The sequence below is a fragment of the Pseudomonas sp. KB_12 genome (assembly GCF_052114545.1).
Classification (GTDB): Bacteria; Pseudomonadota; Gammaproteobacteria; order Pseudomonadales; family Pseudomonadaceae; genus Aquipseudomonas; species Aquipseudomonas brassicacearum.
In genome coordinates, this window is record NZ_JBFREY010000039.1 from 25146 (window position 1) to 45273 (window position 20128).

At 61.4% G+C, this 20128-nt stretch carries 16 protein-coding genes; 9 read left to right on the forward strand and 7 right to left on the reverse strand.

The genetic code is table 11. The features are described 5' to 3' along the window. Positions 1-196 precede the first annotated feature (196 nt). From AB4Z20_RS24315 to AB4Z20_RS24325, 3 genes are all read right to left on the reverse strand, one after another. Positions 197-685: a TIGR00645 family protein gene (locus AB4Z20_RS24315; RefSeq protein ID WP_014340287.1), complete on the reverse strand. Its 489-nt coding sequence runs from the start codon at positions 683-685 to the stop codon at positions 197-199. A 132-nt stretch (positions 686-817) separates the two neighbouring features. Further along, the gene (locus AB4Z20_RS24320) at positions 818-1159 is read right to left on the reverse strand and encodes a PA4575 family protein (protein WP_186730510.1); all 342 of its coding nucleotides are present in this window, start codon (positions 1157-1159) and stop codon (positions 818-820) included. 367 nt (positions 1160-1526) lie between these two features. Beyond that, positions 1527-3965: a Lon protease family protein gene (locus tag AB4Z20_RS24325; RefSeq protein ID WP_253469518.1), complete on the reverse strand. Its 2439-nt coding sequence runs from the start codon at positions 3963-3965 to the stop codon at positions 1527-1529. A 274-nt stretch (positions 3966-4239) separates the two neighbouring features. Between AB4Z20_RS24325 and AB4Z20_RS24330 the strand changes: the two genes are divergently transcribed. From AB4Z20_RS24330 to AB4Z20_RS24345, 4 genes are all read left to right on the forward strand, one after another. Then, complete coding sequence (locus AB4Z20_RS24330) at positions 4240-4728, forward strand: DUF3015 domain-containing protein (RefSeq protein WP_003185616.1); 489 nt, start codon at positions 4240-4242, stop codon at positions 4726-4728. A gap of 88 nt (positions 4729-4816) precedes the next feature. Then, a complete protein-coding gene (locus AB4Z20_RS24335) occupies positions 4817-6670 on the forward strand; it encodes an Lnb N-terminal periplasmic domain-containing protein (RefSeq protein ID WP_442090713.1) in 1854 nt (617 codons plus the stop codon). Between the two features lie 104 nt (positions 6671-6774). Then, positions 6775-7131 carry a hypothetical protein gene (locus tag AB4Z20_RS24340; protein WP_253469524.1) on the forward strand — a complete coding sequence of 119 codons (357 nt, stop codon included), beginning with the start codon at positions 6775-6777 and terminating at the stop codon, positions 7129-7131. Between the two features lie 74 nt (positions 7132-7205). Next, positions 7206-7697 carry a GreA/GreB family elongation factor gene (locus AB4Z20_RS24345; RefSeq protein ID WP_442090714.1) on the forward strand — a complete coding sequence of 164 codons (492 nt, stop codon included), beginning with the start codon at positions 7206-7208 and terminating at the stop codon, positions 7695-7697. A gap of 246 nt (positions 7698-7943) precedes the next feature. Here AB4Z20_RS24345 and ettA read toward each other — a convergent pair whose 3' ends face one another. After that, positions 7944-9608 carry an energy-dependent translational throttle protein EttA gene (ettA, locus tag AB4Z20_RS24350; protein WP_018601028.1) on the reverse strand — a complete coding sequence of 555 codons (1665 nt, stop codon included), beginning with the start codon at positions 9606-9608 and terminating at the stop codon, positions 7944-7946. A 271-nt stretch (positions 9609-9879) separates the two neighbouring features. On the opposite strand from ettA, the gene AB4Z20_RS24355 reads away from it, so the two are divergent. From AB4Z20_RS24355 to AB4Z20_RS24375, 5 genes are all read left to right on the forward strand, one after another. Then, positions 9880-13728, forward strand: a complete 3849-nt coding sequence (locus tag AB4Z20_RS24355; protein WP_253469530.1) for a sensor domain-containing protein — start codon at positions 9880-9882, stop codon at positions 13726-13728. A gap of 228 nt (positions 13729-13956) precedes the next feature. Further along, entirely contained in the window at positions 13957-15210 is a 1254-nt protein-coding gene (gene glyA / locus AB4Z20_RS24360) for a serine hydroxymethyltransferase (protein ID WP_072347783.1), read from the forward strand. A gap of 348 nt (positions 15211-15558) precedes the next feature. Continuing rightward, on the forward strand, positions 15559-16872 hold the full coding sequence (locus AB4Z20_RS24365; RefSeq protein WP_214512574.1) for a C4-dicarboxylate transporter DctA: 1314 nt from the start codon (positions 15559-15561) through the stop codon (positions 16870-16872). Between the two features lie 59 nt (positions 16873-16931). Then, positions 16932-17636 carry a FadR/GntR family transcriptional regulator gene (locus AB4Z20_RS24370; protein ID WP_014340296.1) on the forward strand — a complete coding sequence of 235 codons (705 nt, stop codon included), beginning with the start codon at positions 16932-16934 and terminating at the stop codon, positions 17634-17636. Between the two features lie 22 nt (positions 17637-17658). Continuing rightward, positions 17659-18357 carry a GntR family transcriptional regulator gene (locus AB4Z20_RS24375; protein ID WP_442090715.1) on the forward strand — a complete coding sequence of 233 codons (699 nt, stop codon included), beginning with the start codon at positions 17659-17661 and terminating at the stop codon, positions 18355-18357. A gap of 148 nt (positions 18358-18505) precedes the next feature. On the opposite strand, the gene yjiA is transcribed toward AB4Z20_RS24375, so the two are convergent. The 3 genes from yjiA to AB4Z20_RS24390 all read right to left on the reverse strand — a co-directional run. Beyond that, the gene (gene yjiA, locus AB4Z20_RS24380) at positions 18506-19474 is read right to left on the reverse strand and encodes a GTPase (protein ID WP_253478314.1); all 969 of its coding nucleotides are present in this window, start codon (positions 19472-19474) and stop codon (positions 18506-18508) included. 277 nt (positions 19475-19751) lie between these two features. Continuing rightward, on the reverse strand, positions 19752-19949 hold the full coding sequence (locus AB4Z20_RS24385; protein ID WP_003201656.1) for a YbdD/YjiX family protein: 198 nt from the start codon (positions 19947-19949) through the stop codon (positions 19752-19754). 15 nt (positions 19950-19964) lie between these two features. Then, positions 19965-20128, reverse strand: a 164-nt coding sequence (locus AB4Z20_RS24390; RefSeq protein WP_442090717.1) for a hypothetical protein, incomplete at its 5' end; no start/stop codon positions are given.

Sequence of the window (20128 nt, forward strand, 5' to 3'; positions counted from 1 at the left end):
TCCGCTGTGCGGACGGCTCGAGAATTGCCGTGTGTGCCACAGCGCCTCCCGGAGCGCCCGGAACCAAAAGGGCGAGCAGACTAGCACAGATGCCACCACGGGTGACGAGCCCCCTGCGCCAAAGCAAGCCGCCAGAAACGACAACGCCCGCCTGCAATTCTACAGGCGGGCGTTGCGCCAGGGCGGTGAACGGACCTCAGTGCTTGGTCAGTTTGTCCAGATAGCCCATGGCAAATGCCGAGACCACAAAAGTCATGTGGATGATCACGTACCACATCAGGTGCTCGGGATCGACGTTCTTGGCGTCCATGAAAATGCGCAGCAGGTGGATGGAGGAAATGGCCACGATCGAGGCAGCGACTTTCATCTTCAGCGACGAAGAGTCCATCGTGCCCAGCCAGTTGAGCTTTTCCTTGTCGTCGGCGATATCCAGTTGCGAGACGAAGTTCTCGTAGCCGGAAATCATCACCATCACCAGCAGGCCGCCCACCAGCGCCATGTCGATCAACGACAGCAGCACCAGGATCAGGTCGGACTCGGCCATGGAAAACACGTTGGGGATGACGTGAAAAACTTCCTGGAAGAACTTCAGCGCCAGGGCCAGCAAGCCCAGGGACAACCCGAAGTAGATCGGCGCCAGCAGCCAACGGGAGGCGTACATTGCGTTTTCGATAAAGCGTTCCATTGAATCTCATACCAGGGCTGAAAAATCGCGGCGAGTATATCAGCCACGACCGGCCCCACAAACGCCGGGCCCCTCCCTGGTCCCTGCCCTTGTGACAAAATTTTACTGCCGGTGCCCGTGCGGTGATGGCCTTCAATGCAGCGGACGAAACTCGAAGCCGCCGACGTTGCGACAACGGCCTCCATTGATCTCACGCAGTTGGGCTTGCATGTGCAGGGACCAGATCTGCGGGTCGTCGGCCAGCTCGTAGCCGTGCAGCGTCAGGCTTTGCACAATGGTATCGAGGATGGTTTCGGCGGCAGTCGGGCCGGGGAATGGCCCTTGGGCCTTGATGGCAGAAGGTTGTTCACCGGCCATTCCGGCGGCGAAGAGCAAGGTCCACATACCGGTATCTCCCGCCAGGGGGCGGATGGCGCATTCGATACGGGTGACAAGGCCCAGGCATTGACGAGTGAGGCAAAGGTTGCGCGACATGGCGGCGCCCCTCGGTAGATCCGGTATTCAGCCCCTGGAGGAGGCTGTTTCGATCCGATGATGACTCTCGTTATCCTTGAGCTGAGGATAGAAGAAAAGTTCCGGCCGCAAGGACTTTCGAGACCAGAATACGCCGAGCGGTCACAGTGTGAATATTGACGCCAAAGTGGTGGCGTTTTTTAGTGATAACCCACAAAACATTGATTGTGAGAGCAAGCCTGTGGGAGCAAAGCTTGCTCGCGATGGGGTTGTCACATGCAACACTTCTGTTGACTGGACAAACGCTATCGCGAGCAAGCTTTGCTCCCACAGGCTGTTCTCCCACAAGCTCGCTCCCACAGGGGGGCTTGCTGCGGTCAGGAAAACATCAAGCCGGCTTGGCCTCCGCCAATGCCTGCTGTGCCAGTTCCTTTTCCGCTTCCTTGATGTCGTCTTCGCTGATCATCTCCGCGATCACCCGCAGCCGCTCCACCACGCGGGCGTTGACGCTGCCCTCGGGGAACTCGCCGTTTTCGTCCGGCTCGCCAGCAGGCTCGCCCACCAACAGGCTCAGGGCTTCATCGGCCTGACGCACCGCATAGACATGGAACTGCCCGGCGCGCACGGCGGCCAGCACTTTCTCGTCGAGCATCAGGGTCGCGACGTTGGCCTGGGGAATGATCGCCCCTTGCTCACCGGTCAACCCGCGGGCTTCACAGAGGCGGAAGAAGCCTTCGATCTTCTCGTTGACCCCGCCCACCGCCTGCACTTCACCGAACTGGTTGATCGAGCCGGTAATGGCGAAGCACTGCTTGAGCGGCGTCTTCGACAGGGCCGAGATCAGCGTACACGCCTCGCCCAGAGACGCGCTGTCGCCGTCCACGTAACCGTAGGACTGCTCCAGCGCGATGCTGGCCGAGATCGCCAGCGGGAATTCCTGGGCATAACGACTGCCCAGGTAGCCGGTCAGAATCATCACGCCCTTGGAGTGGATCGGCTGGCCGAGGTTGACCTCCCGCTCGATGTCGACGATACCGCTGCCGCCCGGGTACACCGTGGCGGAAATCCGCGCGGGTACACCAAACGCCGAGTCGCCGACCTCAAGGACTGTCAGCCCGTTGCATTTGCCCACGGCCGCGCCGGCAGTGTCGATCAGGATGATCCCCGCCAACATGTCGTCGAGGATTCGCGCCGAGACACGCCCGGTGCGGGTGGCCTTGGCCTTGAGGGCGCGTTCGATGTGGCCGGCGTCGGTCATCTCGTCACCGGCCAATTGGCGAATGAAATCCGCCTCGCTGACCAGTTGGAACAGATCACCGATACGCGCCGACAAGCGCCCTTGGTGTTCGGCCAGACGCGCACTGTAGGTCGCCAGGCGCGCTACCGCGTCGGCGGTCAGCGGCGCCATGCCCTCTTCCGAAGTGCGGGTCTTGAGCAACTGGGCGAACTGCTCCAGGCTCTCGTCGCCCATCGGGATGTCTTCGTCGAAATCCACCAGCACGCGAAACATTTCCTGGAAGTCCGGATCCAGGTCCTGCAAGGCGTAGTAGAGCTGGCGGGCGCCGATGATCACGACCTTGACCTGCAGCGGAATGTGCTGCGGCGTCAGGGTCACCGTGGCCAGCCGGCCCAGCTCACCCAGCGGCGATTCCATTTTCAGCTTGCGCGATTGCAGGGCCCGCTTGAGCGCATCCCACACGAACGGCTCACCGAGCATTTTTTCCGCTTCCAGAATCAGGAAACCGCCGTTGGCCCGGTGCAAGGCGCCCGGACGCAACTGCCGGTACGTGGTGTAGAGCGCGCCCTGGTCGGTGCTGTATTCGATGCGACCAAACAGGTTGTCGTAGGTCGGGTGCGGCTCGAACACCACTGGCGCGCCGCCGCTGAACGGATGCCCGACCACCAGGCTCGGGGCGTACTGTTCCTCCAGCAGCTTGCGGGCGATGGCGTCGGTCTTGCTGTCGTCCACCAATTGCTCGACCACGGTCTTGAGCAGATAGACCTGCATGGCCTGCAGGTAGCCGCAGACCGCAGCGTTCTCTGCGTATTTCTCCGACAGTGGTGCCAGCAACGGTTGCAGGGCCAGGGTGATGGTTTCTTCATTGAGCTGGCGCAGCTGGTTGCTGGACTCGCGCTTCCATTGCGGCAGGCTGGCGAGCTCTTCGTTCAAGCGCTCTTCCAGGCCCGAGATGTCCTCATGGAAACGCTCGCGCTCGGCTTCCGGCAACTGGGCGAATTCCGCTTCATCCAGGGCCTTGCCTTCACTCATCGGCGTGAAGGCGATGTTGCTGCTGTCACGGTACAGCGCGACATCCTTCTCCAGCGCCAGGCGCTCGATCACGTCCAAGGCGCGGTCATAGCGCTGGTTGAAGGCGCGGTCGATGGCACTTTTCTTCTGCTGGTAGGACGGGTGTTCGAATACCGCCGGGAATGTCGCCAGCAAGTTGTCGATCAGGCCGTTGATGTCGGCGATGAAAGCACCGGCCGTGCCTGACGGCAGTTCCAGGGCACGGGGTTCGCGAGGCTCATCGAAGTTGTTGACGTAGACCCAGTCCGCCGGGGTCTGCAGGCGCTTGCCTTCGGCCTTGAGGTAGCGTTTGACGAACGAAAACCGGCCAGTGCCGGGCTCGCCCATGACGAATACGTTGTAACCGGGGCGCGGCATGGCCACGCCGAACTGCAAGGCTTCGACCGCACGTTCCTGGCCAAGCACACCGCGGAAGGGCTCCAGATCATTGGTGGTAGAGAAGCTGAACTGTTCAGCGGAAAACGGACGGGTCAGCGCTTCGGGCGCTAGACGCAAGCTGGCAGCAACAGGATCAGGCATCGGGCTTCCTTACATCAGGCGGGGCAGATAGCGGCATTCTGGCGCTGCCTGTACCTGACTGGCAAGGAGCGCCTCTGCCCAAAGCATAGTCAAAGGGGAAACCACGGGCGGGGCCCAGTAGACAGGCGATCTCCCAGTAATGTTTTTGCAAAATGTCACGGAACCCCTGGATCGTGCCTAAACTCCAAATTGCGCGGCTGGAACAATAACCGGCCCACTGGCTGCTATAGGGCCAGACCCTGTCCATCGGTATGCACATAAAGAGAACATAGCTATGAAACGGATTCTTCTCGGTACTCTCTTCACCGCTGTATCCATCAACGCCATGGCTCAGGCGCCGGGCGGCCCGGATTGCGGCTGGGGCAACATGCTGTTCGAAGGTCAGCGTGGCACTCCGGCACACTTCCTGGCATCCACTACCAACGGCACGTCCGGTAACGCTACCTTCGGCATGACATCCGGCACCAACGGTTGCTCGACCAACGCGGCACTGACCTACGGTGGCAAGTCCTGGCTGGCCATGAATGGCATGATGAACGAGCTGTCCGAAGACATGGCCAAGGGTCAGGGCGAAGCGCTGACCACCTATGCCGTGGTACTGGGCGTGGCGCCGGAAGACCGCGCACACTTCTCCGCTGTGACCCACGAGCACTTCCAGCAGATCTTCAGCAAGGCTGACGTGACCGCCGAAGACGTGCATACCAACACCCTGGCCGTGCTGAAAAGCGATCCTCGCCTGGCCAAGTACGCCACTCAAGCTTAAGCTCGACACCACTCGCTCCTCTCGGGGAGCGGGTTTTCTTTTTGGGGCCCCTTCGGTCTTTATTTTTCGCCTTTCCAAGTAGCCGACTATGCTCAAACGCCTTGCCTGGCTGGCGCTCTGTGTGTGCGCCCCGCTGTCCGCCGCGCCTCATGTCGACCCTCAACGTTTGCAGCAACTGGCCAATGACCGCTTCTGGATTTCCCTGGGCCACTACGAAACCGCCAAGCTTGGCGGTTGGCGCAGCTATATCAGCGACAAAAAATTCTTCCTCGCGCCCGATGGCAACGAACATCCCGAGCGTGAACTGAGCGCCACGCTAAAAGCCCTGTACGGCCCGGCCAGCGCCGGCCAGCAGCATGCCCAGTGCGTGTACCCGGCGCGAACGCGCTGGCTCAAGGCCCAGCTCAACCTGACGGATCTGCCGGCCGTTACCTGCAGCGACTTCAAGCAATGGTTCAAGGACGTCTCGCCCCACAGCGCGGTGATGATCTTCCCCGCTGCGTACCTGAACAGCCCGTCCTCGATGTTCGGCCACACCCTGCTGCGCATCGACCAGGCCGATGTGCAAAGCGACAAGACCGCCCTGCTCAGCTATGCGATCAATTTCGGCGCCTACATCGAAGGCTCGGACAACAGCATCCTCTATGCCTGGAAGGGCCTGATGGGCGGCTATCCCGGCCTGTTCGCCCTGGTGCCGTACCAGGAAAAACTCTCCGAGTACCGTAGCCTGGAGAACCGCGACCTGTGGGAATATCGCCTGAACCTGAGCCAGGCGGAAACCGAGCGCATGGTCGAGCACGTCTGGGAACTCAAGCAGATTCAGTTCGACTATTTTTTCTTCGACGAAAACTGCTCCTATCGCCTGCTCGAATTGCTGCAAGTGGCCCGTCCCAGCCTGCGCCTGACCGAACAATTCCCGCTGACCGCGATTCCCACCGACACCGTCAAGGCAGTGAAAGAAGCCGGCCTGGTGGAAAGCATCCAGTATCGACCGTCCCGTGAACGGGAACTGCTCAGCCGCGCCGAACCGCTCAGCGACGAAGAACAGCAATGGGTACTGAAAGTCAGCGCCGACCAGCAGCAACTGCAAGCCCCCGGCTTCAAGGCGCTGCCGCGCGAACGCCAGGCGCTGATCATCGATGCGGCCTATCGCCTGGAGCGCTATCGCGCCAACGGCCAGGAACGTGATCCGCAGCGCTCCCAGCGCAGTTTCGAACTGTTGCGGGCGATCAACCAGAACCCCGCGCCGGAACTCGATATCCCGCAACCGGGCCTGCCCGAGGACGGTCATCAATCGCGCACCTGGCAGGCTGGCCTCGGCACGCGAGGCGACCGGGCGTTCGGCGAGTATGGCTTGCGCATGGCCTATCACGATCTCAACGACAACGCCGAGAGCTTCCCCTTGGGCGCGCAGATCGAAATCCTGCAATTGAAACTGCGCCAGTACGAAGGCAATGACTGGCAGGTGCAACAACTGGACCTGGCGACCATTCGCTCCCTGACCCCACGCAACGAGCTACTGCAACCGCTGTCCTGGCAGGTCACCGGCGGCCTGGAGCGGGTGCCGGGCAAACACGACGACGAAACCCTGGTCAGCCACGTCAACGGTGGCGCGGGTGGCACCTGGGCGCTGGGCGAAGAGGTGCTGGGTTTTGCCCTGGGCACGGTGCGGGTCGAGCACAACAATGACTTCGCCCAATTCATCGCCCCGGCTGCCGGTTTCAACAGCGGGGTACTGTGGAAAAACCCGCTGGGCAACCTGAGCCTGGAAGCCAAGGGTGATTATTTCGTCAACGGCGAAGTGCGTCGCAGCCTGAGCTTGAATCAACAATGGGAATTGTCCCGCAACCTCGGCCTGCGCCTGAGTGCACAGCGGGAATTCAGCCAGTTGGCCTCGCCGGAAAACGAAGTGATGCTTGAGGTGAAGTGGTACCACTACTGACCATGGCCTGCGCAACGAACGGATTAATCACCACGCTTTCACGCCTTACTGACGAATCCACTTCTAGACTTATCGTATGAGCGGGATTCGGCAGGAAAGCAGAAATGAAGCGCACGGCAGTGGTCCTGGGTATGTTGATGTTGCTCGGTGGCTGTGAAACCACCCACGAAGACCTGATCGCCCGGGGTTATCCGCCAGCGTTCGCCGACGGCTACGACGACGGTTGCAGCAGTGGCCGGCAAGCCGCCGGGGTGATCACCGGCCAATTCAGGAAAGACGTGCCGCGTTACCTCAAGGATCCGCGTTATGCCGAGGGCTGGAGCGATGGCTTCCGCCAGTGCCAGGCCATGCGCGAGAGCGAAGAGCGTAATGCCTATCGCGAGCGCCATTGGGACGAGCGTGAACGGGCCTGGCAGCAACAGAAAGACCAGGACGCCGCCCGGGCTTATCGCTCGCCATAAGTCGCGTACAGACATCCGTCGAAACCAAAACCCTGTGACCATGGCCCAAACTCCAATGCAGAGGAGCAAATGTCATGAGCCGCGCCTTCGTCAACGAAGATAATGCCGCTGCCCAGGCCGACCAGCCGGTCGAACGCCAGGTCAGCGCGCAACCCAACTACGTCACGCCCACCGGACTTGCCCAGCTACAGGCCCGGGTCGCCGAGTTGCAGGCGCTGCACACCCAGCAGGCGAGCCGAGGGGAGCTGGCGGACAAGCAGCGGATCGCCGACCTTGAACGGGATCTGCGCTATTTCACGCAGCGCCTGCAAAGCGCCCAGGTCGTTGCGCCGACTTCATCCGATCAAGTGCGGATCGGACACTGGGTGACCTTTATCGATGAGCATGATCATGAGCAGCGGGTGCAATTGGTCGGGGAAGACCAGGCCGATGCGGCCAGTGGGCTGATCAACTGGGGCTCGCCGCTGGGACGGGCGCTACTGGGGGCGAAGGTTGGGGATGAGGTGACATGGGAGCGACCATTGGGAAATCTCGTTATCGAGGTCGTTGCGATAGATCTCCAGTGATACTACCGACCGGTTTAAACATGCCTGAAGCTTCTAACAAGGCCCGATATTACGCGGTGCTCGGGTCGCCCCCTCAATTAAGCCTTACACACTGTGGGAGCGAGCTTGCTCGCGATGAGGGAGTGCCAGTCAACATTTCCACTGACTGTCACACCACTATCGCGAGCAAGCTCGCTCCCACAATGGATTTACATGCATAAAAAAACGGAGCCTTCGAAGGCTCCGTTTTTCATGCAACCGACCGAATCAGGCCAATTTCTTGTGCCGTACGCGATGCGGCTGGGCAGCAGCCTCGCCGAGGCGTTTCTTGCGATCGGCTTCGTACTCGGTGTAGTTGCCTTCGAAGAACACCGCTTGCGAGTCGTCTTCGTATGCCAGGATGTGGGTCGCCACGCGGTCGAGGAACCACCGATCGTGGGAGATCACAATGGCGGCGCCCGGGAAGTCCAGCAAGGCTTCTTCCAGGGAACGCAGGGTTTCGACGTCGAGGTCGTTGGACGGTTCGTCGAGCAGCAGGACGTTGCCGCCCTCCTTCAAGGTCAACGCCAGGTGCAAGCGACCGCGCTCACCACCGGACAAGTCCTTGACGAACTTCTGCTGGTCGCCGCCCTTGAAGTTGAAGCGGCCCACATAAGTGCGCGACGGGATTTCATAGTTGCCGATGCGGATCTGGTCGGAACCGTCGGAGATCTGCTGGAACACGGTCTTGCTGCCGTCCAGGTCTTCGCGGCTCTGGTCGACGCAGGCCAGTTGCACGGTCTCACCGATTTCGATGCTGCCCGAATCCGGCGTTTCCTTGCCCATCAGCATGCGGAACAGCGTGGATTTACCCGCGCCGTTACCGCCGATCACACCGACGATGGCGCCTTTTGGCATGGAGAACGACAGGTTGTCGATCAGCACGCGGTCGCCATAACCCTTGGTGACGTTCTTGAACTCGATGACCTTGTCACCCAGGCGCGGACCGGCCGGGATGTAGATCTCGTTGGTTTCGCTGCGCTTCTGGAATTCCTGGGATTGCATTTCCTCGAAGCGTTGCAGACGGGCCTTGGATTTGGACTGGCGGGCCTTGGCGCCTTTGCGCACCCACTCCAGTTCTTCCTTCATGGCTTTTTCATGGGCCGACTGCTGCTTGGATTCCTGGGCCAGACGATCGGACTTGGCTTCCAGCCAGCCCGAATAGTTGCCCTCGTACGGAATGCCTGCGCCGCGGTCGAGTTCCAGGATCCAGCCGGCGACGTTGTCCAGGAAGTAACGGTCGTGCGTGATCGCAACCACGGTGCCTGGGAAGTCGTGCAGGAAGTGTTCGAGCCAGGCGACGGAATCGGCGTCCAGGTGGTTGGTCGGTTCGTCGAGCAGCAGCATGTCCGGGGCCGACAGCAGCAGGCGGCACAGGGCCACGCGGCGCTTTTCACCACCAGACAGGTGTTCGACCTTCGCGTCCCAGGCCGGCAGGCGCAGCGCATCGGCGGCGACTTCCAGCTGGCGATCCAGGTTGTGGCCGTCACTGGCCTGCAGGATCGCCTCGAGCTTGGCCTGTTCGGCGGCCAGCTTGTCGAAGTCGGCATCCGGATCGGCGTAGGCGGCATAGACCTCGTCGAGGCGCGCCTGGGCGTCCTTGATCACGCTGACCGCTTCCTCGACCACTTCACGGACGGTCTTGCTCGGGTCCAGCTGAGGTTCCTGGGGCAGGTAGCCGATGTTCAGGTCCGGCATCGGGCGGGCTTCGCCGTCGAATTCGTTATCGACGCCGGCCATGATTTTCAGCAGCGTGGATTTACCCGAACCGTTGAGGCCCAGTACGCCGATCTTGGCGCCGGGGAAGAAGGACAGTGAAATATTTTTCAGGATTTCCCGCTTCGGCGGAACAACTTTGCTCAGCCGATGCATGGTGAAGACGTATTGAGCCATGGTGAACCTAGCGTCAGTGACAGGTGAAAAGAACGAGCCAGGCCATGCGCGGCGCCGGCTCTTGACGGTCATCAATGCCTGCGCGCGGATAGAGCCTGGGAATCTGGAGCTGGAACGCTCTTGTTTGACCGGCAAAGCTACCTCAACCGTCGGTCAAGGTCCAGCCGCCAAGGGCTGGCACTTTGCCACAAGTCAAGGCATGCTAGCCGCCCTTCGGGCGTCCGGCTTATAGTGCACGTCGCGCCAGTCCAGCAAACTGCAGGATTACAGCTTGTCCAACGTCACTCCGCCCCTGTCCCCTCGCGCACCCGCTGTCGTGCCCGGCTCGCCCCTGCGCGGGACATTGAAGAGTGCGCTGGCCACACTGGTGTTGCTGTTGCTCGGCTTGCTGTTCTGGCAATTGCTCGACCAACTGCGCGAAACCCAACAGCAACAACGCCAATACACCATCGACTACACCGCCGATCTCGCCGCGCAGGTCAGCCTGAACATGGCCCTGAACGCGCAAATCGCCCTCAACCTGCTACCGATCGTCGAACAACCACAAACGACCGACGAACAGCAGGCACTGGTGCGCAAACTCCAGCAATCGCTGCCTGAACTGCGCAGCCTGGCCCTGCTGAGCCCCTCCGGCCGAGTACTCAGTGACAGCGACGCCGACAGCCCCGACGCCGATTACCTCGGCGAGCTGGTGCGGCGCAGCCGGGCCCAGGCCCATTATTTCAGCAATGCCGAAGACGGCTCCGTGGTGCATCTATTGTTGCACCAGGCCAGCGGCAGTAGCCGTGGCTACTGGGCCCTGCGCCTGAACCCGAATTTTTTCTCCACCCTGACCAAGCAGACCGATATGGGGCTGCGCCCGCTGTGGCTGGTGGAAAACCGTCTCAACCAGCAGATCATCAGCCGCGACGAAAACCTGCCCTCGAGCAGCCCTACCCATTTGTCCCCGGATGACCTGGAGAACACCGTACTGACCGTGCCCTTGAGCAGCAGCGACTGGCAACTGCGGGGGCTGTTCGACCGTCGCCAGGTGATCGAACAACTGCTGCCGGCCTTCATCGGCAAATGCCTGCTGGGCCTGGCGTTTTCGTTGTTGCCGGTGATTGCGCTCCTGAACATGCGCCGGCGTCAGCGGCAGTTGCATGAAGGTCGGCGGCGCTACCAGGATATTTTCGAAGGCACTGGCGTGGCCCTGTGCGTGCTTGACCTATCGGGGCTCAAGGCCTTTTTTGAGCGGGCCGGCCTGCACACGGGCGATCAATTGCGCGCCTGGACGAAAACCTCCCATCAACTTGAGCAATTGCGCCAGGAAGTCCACGTCACCGAAGTCAACCAGATGGCGTTGAAGCTGCTCAATGTCGATTCCTGCGACCAGGCCTGGCAACTGCTGGTCGGCAAAGGTGCGCAGGACAACAACCCCGTCGGCTCGAAGCTGCTCGAAGCGCTGCTCGATCAACACAAGCAACTGGAACTGGAAATCAAGCTCCAGGACGCCCATGGCCGCGACCAGTACCTGTGGCTGGTGCTGCGCCTGCCGGAAAAACAGCAAGACCATAACGCGGTCATCCTGAGCATCAGCGACATCACCAGCCGCAAGCTGATCGAGCTCTCGCTGCTCGAACGCGAGGGTTTCTGGTCCGACGTGGTGCGCACCGTGCCGGATCATCTCTATGTGCAGGACGTCATCAGCCAGCGGATGATCTTCAGCAACCACCACCTGGGCCAGACCCTGGGGTACGACCGCACCGAACTGCACCAGATGGGCGAGTACTTCTGGGAAATCCTGCTGCACAGCGACGATGCCGATCATTACCACAGCCTGCGCCAGGCACAACGGCGGGGCGGGTACACGCAATTGTTGCAATGCCAACTGCGCTTTCGCCATCGCAATGGCAAATGGCGCTGCTTCGACATCCGCGAACAGGCCCTGGCCCGGGACCGGGAAAACCAGGTGACACGAATCATCGGCGTAGCCAAGGACATCACCGAGCAGATCGAGGCCAGCGAATCGCTGCGTGACAGCGAGCAACGCTACCGGATGCTCGCCGAAAGCATCAGCGACGTGATTTTCTCCACCGACAACAAGCTTTCGCTCAACTACGTCAGCCCGTCGGTGCAAGCGGTGCTGGGCTACACCGCCGACTGGATCTTCCAGAACGGCTGGCAATCGATCATCGCCAACCCGCAACAACTGACCGGCATCTACAGCATGATGGACCGGGTCAGCAAAGCCCTCGACAAGCCCGACCAACTGGCCGAGCTGCGCAACCAGATGCAGACCCAGTTGTTCCTGTTCGACTGCCTGCGTGCCGACGGGCGCAAGATTCCCATCGAGCTGCGGCTGGTACTGGTGTGGGATGAACACGGCGCGTTCGAAGGCGTGCTCGGCGTCGGTCGCGACATCAGCCAGCAGCGTCGCGCCGAAAAAGACCTGCGCATGGCCGCTACGGTCTTCGAGCACTCGACCTCGGCGATCCTGATCACCGACCCGGCCGGCTACATTGTCCAGGCCAACGAAGCCTTCAGTCGCGTCAGCGGTTATGCCGTGTCGCAAGTGCTGGACCAGTTGCCCAACATGCTGACCGTGGACGAACAGCAGGAAGCCCACTTGCGCTACGTGCTCAAGCAGTTGCAACAGCACAGCACCTGGGAAGGCGAAGTCTGGCTCAAGCGCCGCAATGGCGAGCATTACCCGGCCTGGGTCGGCATTACGGCCGTGCTGGATGACGAAGGCGACCTGGCCAGCTATGTATGCTTCTTCAGCGACATCAGCGAGCGCAAGGCCAGCGAGCAGCGCATTCATCGCCTGGCCTATTACGATGCCCTGACTCACCTGCCCAACCGCACGCTGTTCCAGGATCGCCTGCACACCGCGCTGCAATCGGCCGAGCGGCAGAAGTCCTGGGTCGTGCTGATGTTCCTCGACCTGGACCGCTTCAAGCCGATCAACGACTCCCTCGGCCATGCCGCCGGCGACCGGATGCTCAAGGAAATGGCCACGCGCCTGCTCGGCTGCGTCGCCGACGACGACACCGTGGCACGCATGGGTGGCGATGAATTCACCCTGCTGCTGCAACCACGCGCCAGCCGCGAAATGGCGCTGAACCGGGCAATCAACGTAGCCGAGCAGATCCTCGCCAGCCTGGTCCGGCCATTCGTGCTCGAAGGCCGGGAGTTCTTCGTCACCGCCAGTATCGGTATCGCCCTGAGCCCCCAGGACGGCAACGAACTGAGCCAATTGATGAAGAACGCCGACACCGCCATGTATCACGCCAAGGAGCGTGGCAAGAACAACTTCCAGTTCTATCAGGCCGACATGAACGCCAGCGCCCTGGAGCGCCTGGAGCTGGAAAGCGACCTGCGCCACGCCCTGGAACAGAACGAGTTCGTGCTGTATTACCAGCCGCAGTTCAGCGGCGATGGCAAACGTTTGACTGGCGCCGAAGCCCTGCTGCGCTGGCGCCATCCGCGACGCGGGTTGGTGCCGCCGGGGGATTTCATCCCGGTACTCGAAGAACTCGGCTTGGTGGTGGACGTCGGCGACTGGGTCATCACCGAGGCCTGTCGGCAGCTCAGGACGTGGCACCAGGCCAAGGTCCGGGTGCCGAAGGTCTCGGTCAACATTTCGGCCCGGCAGTTCTCCGACGGCCAGTTGGGCACGCGCATCGCCAATATCCTGCGCAGCACCGGCCTGCCGCCAGCCTGCCTGGAGCTGGAACTGACGGAAAGTATCCTGATGCGCGAAGTCAGCGAGGCGATGCAGATCCTGGCCGGGCTTAAAAACCTGGGCCTGAGCATCGCCGTCGATGATTTCGGCACCGGTTATTCGTCGCTCAACTACCTCAAGCAATTCCCCATCGACGTGCTGAAGATCGACCGCACCTTCGTCGACGGCCTGCCGTCCGGCGAGCAGGATGCACAGATCGCCCGGGCGATCATCGCCATGGCTCACAGCCTCAACCTGGCGGTGATCGCCGAGGGTGTCGAGACCCACGAGCAACTGGACTTCTTGCGCGAACACGGTTGCGACGAAGTCCAGGGCTACCTGTTCGGCCGGCCGATGCCGGCCACCCGGTTTGAAGCGCAGTTCAGCAATGATGCGTTGTTCATGCTCGACTGAGGCCCTTCAGCGCCTGTAGCGGCCTCATCGCGAGCGAGCTCGCTCCCACAGGTTATGTGTACGCAGGTCCAATGTAGGAGCGAGCTTGCTCGCGATGAGGCCCGCCAGGGCAACGCAGAATGGCGCGTGAAACCCATTCGTCCGCGACATGACGCCCTTTCATATGCCTTCCAAAACCGGTTGAGGTAGAATGCCCCCCTTTTCTGCCCCCGATCCTTGAGGACCGCCATGTTCAGCCGTGATTTGACTATTGCCAAGTACGACGCCGATCTCTTTGCCGCCATGGAGCAAGAAGCTCAGCGCCAGGAAGAGCACATTGAGCTGATCGCTTCGGAAAACTACACCAGCCCCGCGGTGATGGAAGCTCAAGGCTCGGTACTGACCAACAAGTACGCCGAAGGCTACCCAGGCAAGCGTTACTACGGTGGTTGCGAGTACGTCGACGTGGTCGAGCAACTGGCCATCGACCGCGCCAAGCAACTGTTCGGTGCCGATTACGCCAACGTCCAGCCGCACGCAGGCTCCCAAGCCAACTCCGCCGTGTACCTGGCGCTGCTGTCGGCCGGTGACACCATCCTGGGCATGAGCCTGGCCCACGGCGGTCACCTGACCCACGGCGCCAGCGTTTCCTCCTCCGGCAAGCTGTACAACGCCGTCCAGTACGGCATCGACGGCAACGGCCTGATCGACTACGACGAAGTCGAGCGCCTGGCCCTCGAGCACAAGCCGAAAATGATCGTGGCCGGTTTCTCCGCCTACTCCCAGGTCCTCGACTTCCCGCGCTTTCGCGAGATCGCCGACAAGGTCGGTGCCTACCTGTTCGTCGACATGGCCCACGTTGCCGGCCTGGTCGCCGCTGGCGTCTACCCGAACCCGGTGCCATTCGCCGACGTGGTCACCACCACCACCCACAAGACCCTGCGCGGTCCACGTGGCGGCCTGATCCTGGCGCGCGCCAATGCCGACATCGAGAAGAAGCTGAACTCCGCCGTCTTCCCAGGCGCCCAGGGTGGCCCACTGGAGCACGTGATCGCAGCCAAGGCGATCTGCTTCAAGGAAGCGCTGCAACCTGAGTTCAAGGCTTACCAGCAACAAGTGGTGAAGAATGCCAAGGCCATGGCCGGCGTGTTCATCGAGCGCGGCTTCGACGTGGTGTCCGGCGGTACTGAAAACCACCTGTTCCTGCTCTCGCTGATCAAGCAAGAGATCTCCGGTAAAGACGCCGACGCGGCGCTGGGCAAGGCGTTCATCACCGTCAACAAGAACTCGGTGCCAAACGACCCACGCTCTCCGTTCGTCACCTCGGGCCTGCGTTTCGGCACCCCGGCCGTGACCACTCGTGGTTTCAAGGAAGCCGAGTGCAAGGAACTGGCTGGCTGGATCTGCGACATCCTGGCGGACCTGAACAACGAAGCGGTCATCGACGCCGTGCGTGAGAAGGTCAAGGCCATCTGCAAGAAGCTGCCGGTCTACGGCGCTTAATTAGCCCGCCAGAGCGCAGTTGAACAAGGCCCGCATCGAAAGATGCGGGCCTTTTTTATTGCCTGCTCGGATGCACGCCGAAGACCAGGGTGTGCATAGCTGTTATTTCCTTACTGACTCGCTCAGGCAGCTGGCGACTTTTTTTCCTGCCGAGAAAACGCTCAAGCACAGGGCTTTCACCCCAACTGGTAAGACCGGTAAAGCCAAATCATCACAATCGAGCTTGCATCCCCGCGAAAACAGCGCCTAGACTGCGCCTGCACTGGACAAACCGGTAAGACCACAATAATGAAGTCCCGACGCCAGCCCTCCCTGGCGAACAAGGACACCGAACCAGGAATCCCTCCCATGCTCAAATGGTGCTCGCGGTCGATCTTCCTTCAAGTTGTCCTCGGACTGGTGCTCGGCATCGTCTGCGGGCTTACCCTTCCCGAATATTCTGCACAGCTCAAACCCCTCGGCGACGGTTTTATCAAGCTGATCAAGATGCTCATCGGCCTGATCGTGTTCTGCGTGGTGGTCAGCGGCATCTCCGGCGCCGGCGATCTCAAGAAGGTCGGGCGCATCGGCCTCAAGTCGGTCATCTACTTCGAAATACTCACCTCCATTGCCCTGGTCATCGGCCTGGTCCTTGCTTTCAGCACAGGCATTGGCAGCGGCGCGAACATCCACCTGGAGCAGCTCTCCAGCGCTGATGTGAACGATATCGCCCAGCGCGGCCAGCACATGGTCACCACCACCCAGTTCCTGATGAACCTGATCCCGACCTCGGTAATCGGCGCGTTCGCGGAAAACAACATCCTGCAGGTGCTGCTGTTTGCCGTGCTGTTCGGCAGCGCGTTGAACCTTGTTGGTGACGCTGCTTCCGGCATTTCACGCCTGATCAACGAACTCAGCCACGTGATCTTCCGCATCATGGGCATGATCGTGCGCCTGGCCCCGATCGGCGTCTTCGGGGCCATTGCCTTCACCACCAGCAAATATGGCCTGGATTCGCTACAGCACCTGGGCAGCCTCGTCGGCCTGTTCTACCTGACCTGCAGCGCTTTTGTCGCGGTGATCCTGGGTGCGGTGATGCGCGTGTCGGGCCTGCCTATGCTGCCATTCCTCAAATACCTGCGCGAAGAGCTGCTGATCGTACTCGGCACCGCATCGTCCGATGCCGTGCTGCCACAGATCATGCGCAAGCTCGAACACCTGGGCATCGGCAGCTCTACCGTGGGCCTGGTCATTCCAACCGGCTACTCGTTCAACCTGGATGGTTTTTCGATCTACCTGACCCTGGCCATTGTCTTCATCGCCAACGCGACCGGCACGCCCCTGGCCATGAGCGATCTGTTGACCATCCTGCTGGTCTCGCTGATCACCTCCAAGGGTGCCCATGGGATTCCCGGCTCGGCGCTGGTGATCCTGGCAGCGACGCTGACGGCGATCCCGGCAATCCCGGTGGTCGGCCTGGTGCTGGTGTTGGCCGTGGACTGGTTCATGGGCATCGGTCGTGCCCTGACCAACCTGATTGGCAACTGCGTGGCCACCGTGGCGATTGCCCGCTGGGAAAAAGACATCGACATCCCTCGGGCGCGCAAGGTGCTGTCCGGCCAACAAGGCTATACCTTCCAACCCAGGAAACCGGTGGGCAGTGCCCATCACCAGCAATTCTGAAAGACGGCGATGCCGGCCCGCGAACCGGCATCGCCTGATCGATTTTCAAGGAGTCACATGTGATCAGTTCATCGACCGTCGTCAATTCCGTGGTGGAGAAACTCCGCGCCGCCCTCGCCCGGGGCCAGTGGCGCTCGGGCGACATGCTGCCCGGCCAGCGCGAGCTGGCCGAGCAACTGGGCATCAGCCGACCCAGCCTGCGTGAAGCGGTGATTGTGCTGGAGACCCTGGGCCTGGTGCGCTCGATGCCCGGCAAAGGCGTCGTGGTGCTGGAGGCCCATCTCAACGATGCTGCCGGTGAAGGCAGCGCCATGGCCGGCGCGAGCCTGGAAGACCTGCTGCAACTGCGCTACACCCTGGAACCGTTCATCGTCGGCCTGGTGGCCCAGTCCATCAGCAGCAAGGAGGTCGGCCAGTTGCGCCTGACCCTCATGGACATGCGCGAAGCCCTGGAAGCCAACGACAGCGATGCCTGCGCCAACGCCTACATCGCTTTCCATGAAGAATTGTTTGCCCTGACGTCCAACCCGATTTTCCAGAACGTGGTCCAGCAGACCAGTAACGCTCTCAAGCAGAGCGCCGATGTGTTGCGCAATTCGCCCGAGCACCTGGCCGAACGCCTGGAAGAAAACGAAGCCGTGGTCCGTGCCATCCGGGGCAAGAACAGCGCCCAGGCCAGCGCCGAAATGCGCCGGCATATTCTCCGGGAAGGCCAGCGCATGGGCATCGAATTGAACATTCCGGACGACAACCTCGGCACCTGAGCCATTGCCTGTGGAGACCGCCATGAACAACCTCATGCCCCATCAACCCCAGCACAACCACAACGTGCTGGCCACCCTGCCCCTGCCCGGCCGGATCGGCAAACCGTCGGTGGACGATATCTATCCGCAGATCTTCGACGCCATCCTCGAACAACGCATTGCCCCGGCCAGCCGCTTCACCGAGGAAAGCCTGGGGGATGTGTTCGGCGTCAGCCGCAGCGTCATTCGCCGCGTTCTGGCACGCCTGTCCCATCAGCAAGTGGTGATCCTGCGGCCCAACCACCGGCCACAGGTTGCCGCGCCAGACCTGGAGCAGACCCGGCAGATCCTCCACGCTCGCCGCCTGGCAGAGCAGACCCTGGTGCGCCTGGCCTGCAAGGCGCCGCAGCCCAAGGACCTGCAACAGCTGCGCGATCTGGTGGAGCGCGAGCGCCAATGCCTGGCTCGTGGCGAGCGTGGCCCGGCGATCCGCCTGTCCGGCGAGTTTCACCTGCAACTGGCCGCCATGGCTGGCAACGCGCCGTTAATGCAATTTCTCGGCAGCCTGGTGCCGTTGACCTCGTTGGCCCTGGCCCGACACGAGATCAAGTCTCGCAGGCACTGTGCCTGGCAGGAACACCTGGCAATCGTCGACGCCGTGGAAGGCCGCAACGTCAACGAAGCGGTGCGGCTGATGGACGAGCACCTGGACCATCTGGAGCAAAAACTGCTGGTCGCATAGCGGTTGTGGCGAGGGAGCTTGCTCCCGCTCGGTCGCGCAGCAACCGGCAAAAAAAGCGAGGGCGGCTACGCCCCCCAGCGGGAGCAAGCTCCCTCGCCACGAGAAGCTCTTTGGTCGCACATTGTTGATAGTCGCAGGCAAAGCGTCGTCAAAGTAGCGCGGCTTCGAAGCCGGCGCGGATCTTCTCTTCCGGCAGTTCGTCGGCGATGAATACGATCACGCTTTCCCGGGCCTCGCCGGGGGCCCATTCGGTGTCCCAATCGAAACCGTACAACTTGAGCACGCCCTGGAATACCAACCGACGGGGTTCGCCGGCGATGTTCAGCACGCCCTTGTAGCGCAGCAATTGCTTGCCGTGTTCTTCCAGCAACTGATTCATGAACTCGCTGAGCTTGTCGATATCCAGCGCCTTGTCGGTACGCAGCACCAGGCTGCTGATGCGATCGCCCGGGGTGGCCTTGCCGACCGGTCGCAGGCTGAACCCTGCGCCCAGGTCCGCATTGAGATTGAAGCCACGAATATCGAGCAGTTCGGCCAGGTCGATCTTGCCGTGTTCCACCACCCTGATGGGTGCCCGCCGGTTGATGCGCGTCAGGCGCTCGCCAAGGGCCTGGACCTGGGCCGTGTCCACCAGGTCGGTCTTGCTCAGGAGCAGGCGATCGGCAAACCCGACCTGGGCCTGGGCGATGGCCTGGGTCAGGTGGATCTCGGCATGAGCTGCGTCCACCAGCGTAAGAATGCCGTCGAGGATATAGCGCTCGCGCAGGTCCTCGTCGATGAAAAAAGTCTGCGCCACCGGGGCCGGGTCGGCCAGGCCGGTGCATTCGATCACCAGGCGATCGAAGGCAATCTCGCCGCTGTCCAGCCGCTCAAGCAACAGGTACAGGGCCTTGGTCAGGTCGGTGTGGATGGTGCAGCACACGCAACCGTTGGCCAGGGTCATGACCTGCACCGGCTCGTCGCCCAGCAGTTGGGTGTCGATGCCGGCATCGCTGAATTCGTTCTCGATCACGGCGATTTTAAGGCCGTGCTCGGCCTTGAGTAGATGGCGCAACAGCGTGGTCTTGCCGGCGCCGAGGAAGCCGCTGAGGATGGTGACCGGGATGGGAGAGGACAACATGATTCTCCTGTTTCGAAATTAAAGAAAAGCACAAACCAATGTGGGAGCGAGCCTGCTCGCGATAGCGGTAAGTCAGTCAACACCAATACTGCTGACCCGACGCTATCGCGAGCAAGCTCGCTCCCACAAGGGGTCTGAGGCGCGTATACAAATTCTGAGACACCAAAAGCAACTGTGGGAGCGAGCTTGCTCGCGATGGCGGAGTGTCAGACCCACCGCCATCGCGAGCAGGCTCGCTCCCACAAGGGTTGCTCATCCACTGGCAATCAGCGGATCAACAGCACTTGGGCCCACCCTTGCCGCCGTAACGGGCCTCCTGGCGTTCGCGAAAGAACGCCTCGTAGTCCATCAACGGTTTGTCCGGGTGCTTGGTTTGCATGTGCTCGACGTAGTTGTCGTAGTCGGGCATGCCAACCATCAGGCGGGCGGCCTGACCGAGGTATTTACCGAGGCGACTCAAGTCATTGAACATCGTTGCAATCCTCTATCAAGCGTCCGGCAGGGCCTGGAATGGCGCTTCCTTGTCCGTGCGTTCCTTGGTGCCCCAGGCGGCGATGCCGACCTTGAGCGCGTAGAACAAAATGCTGAAGACCACGAACAGGAACAATGCCGTCAGCGTCGCGTTGGTGTAGGCGTTGAACACCACGTGCT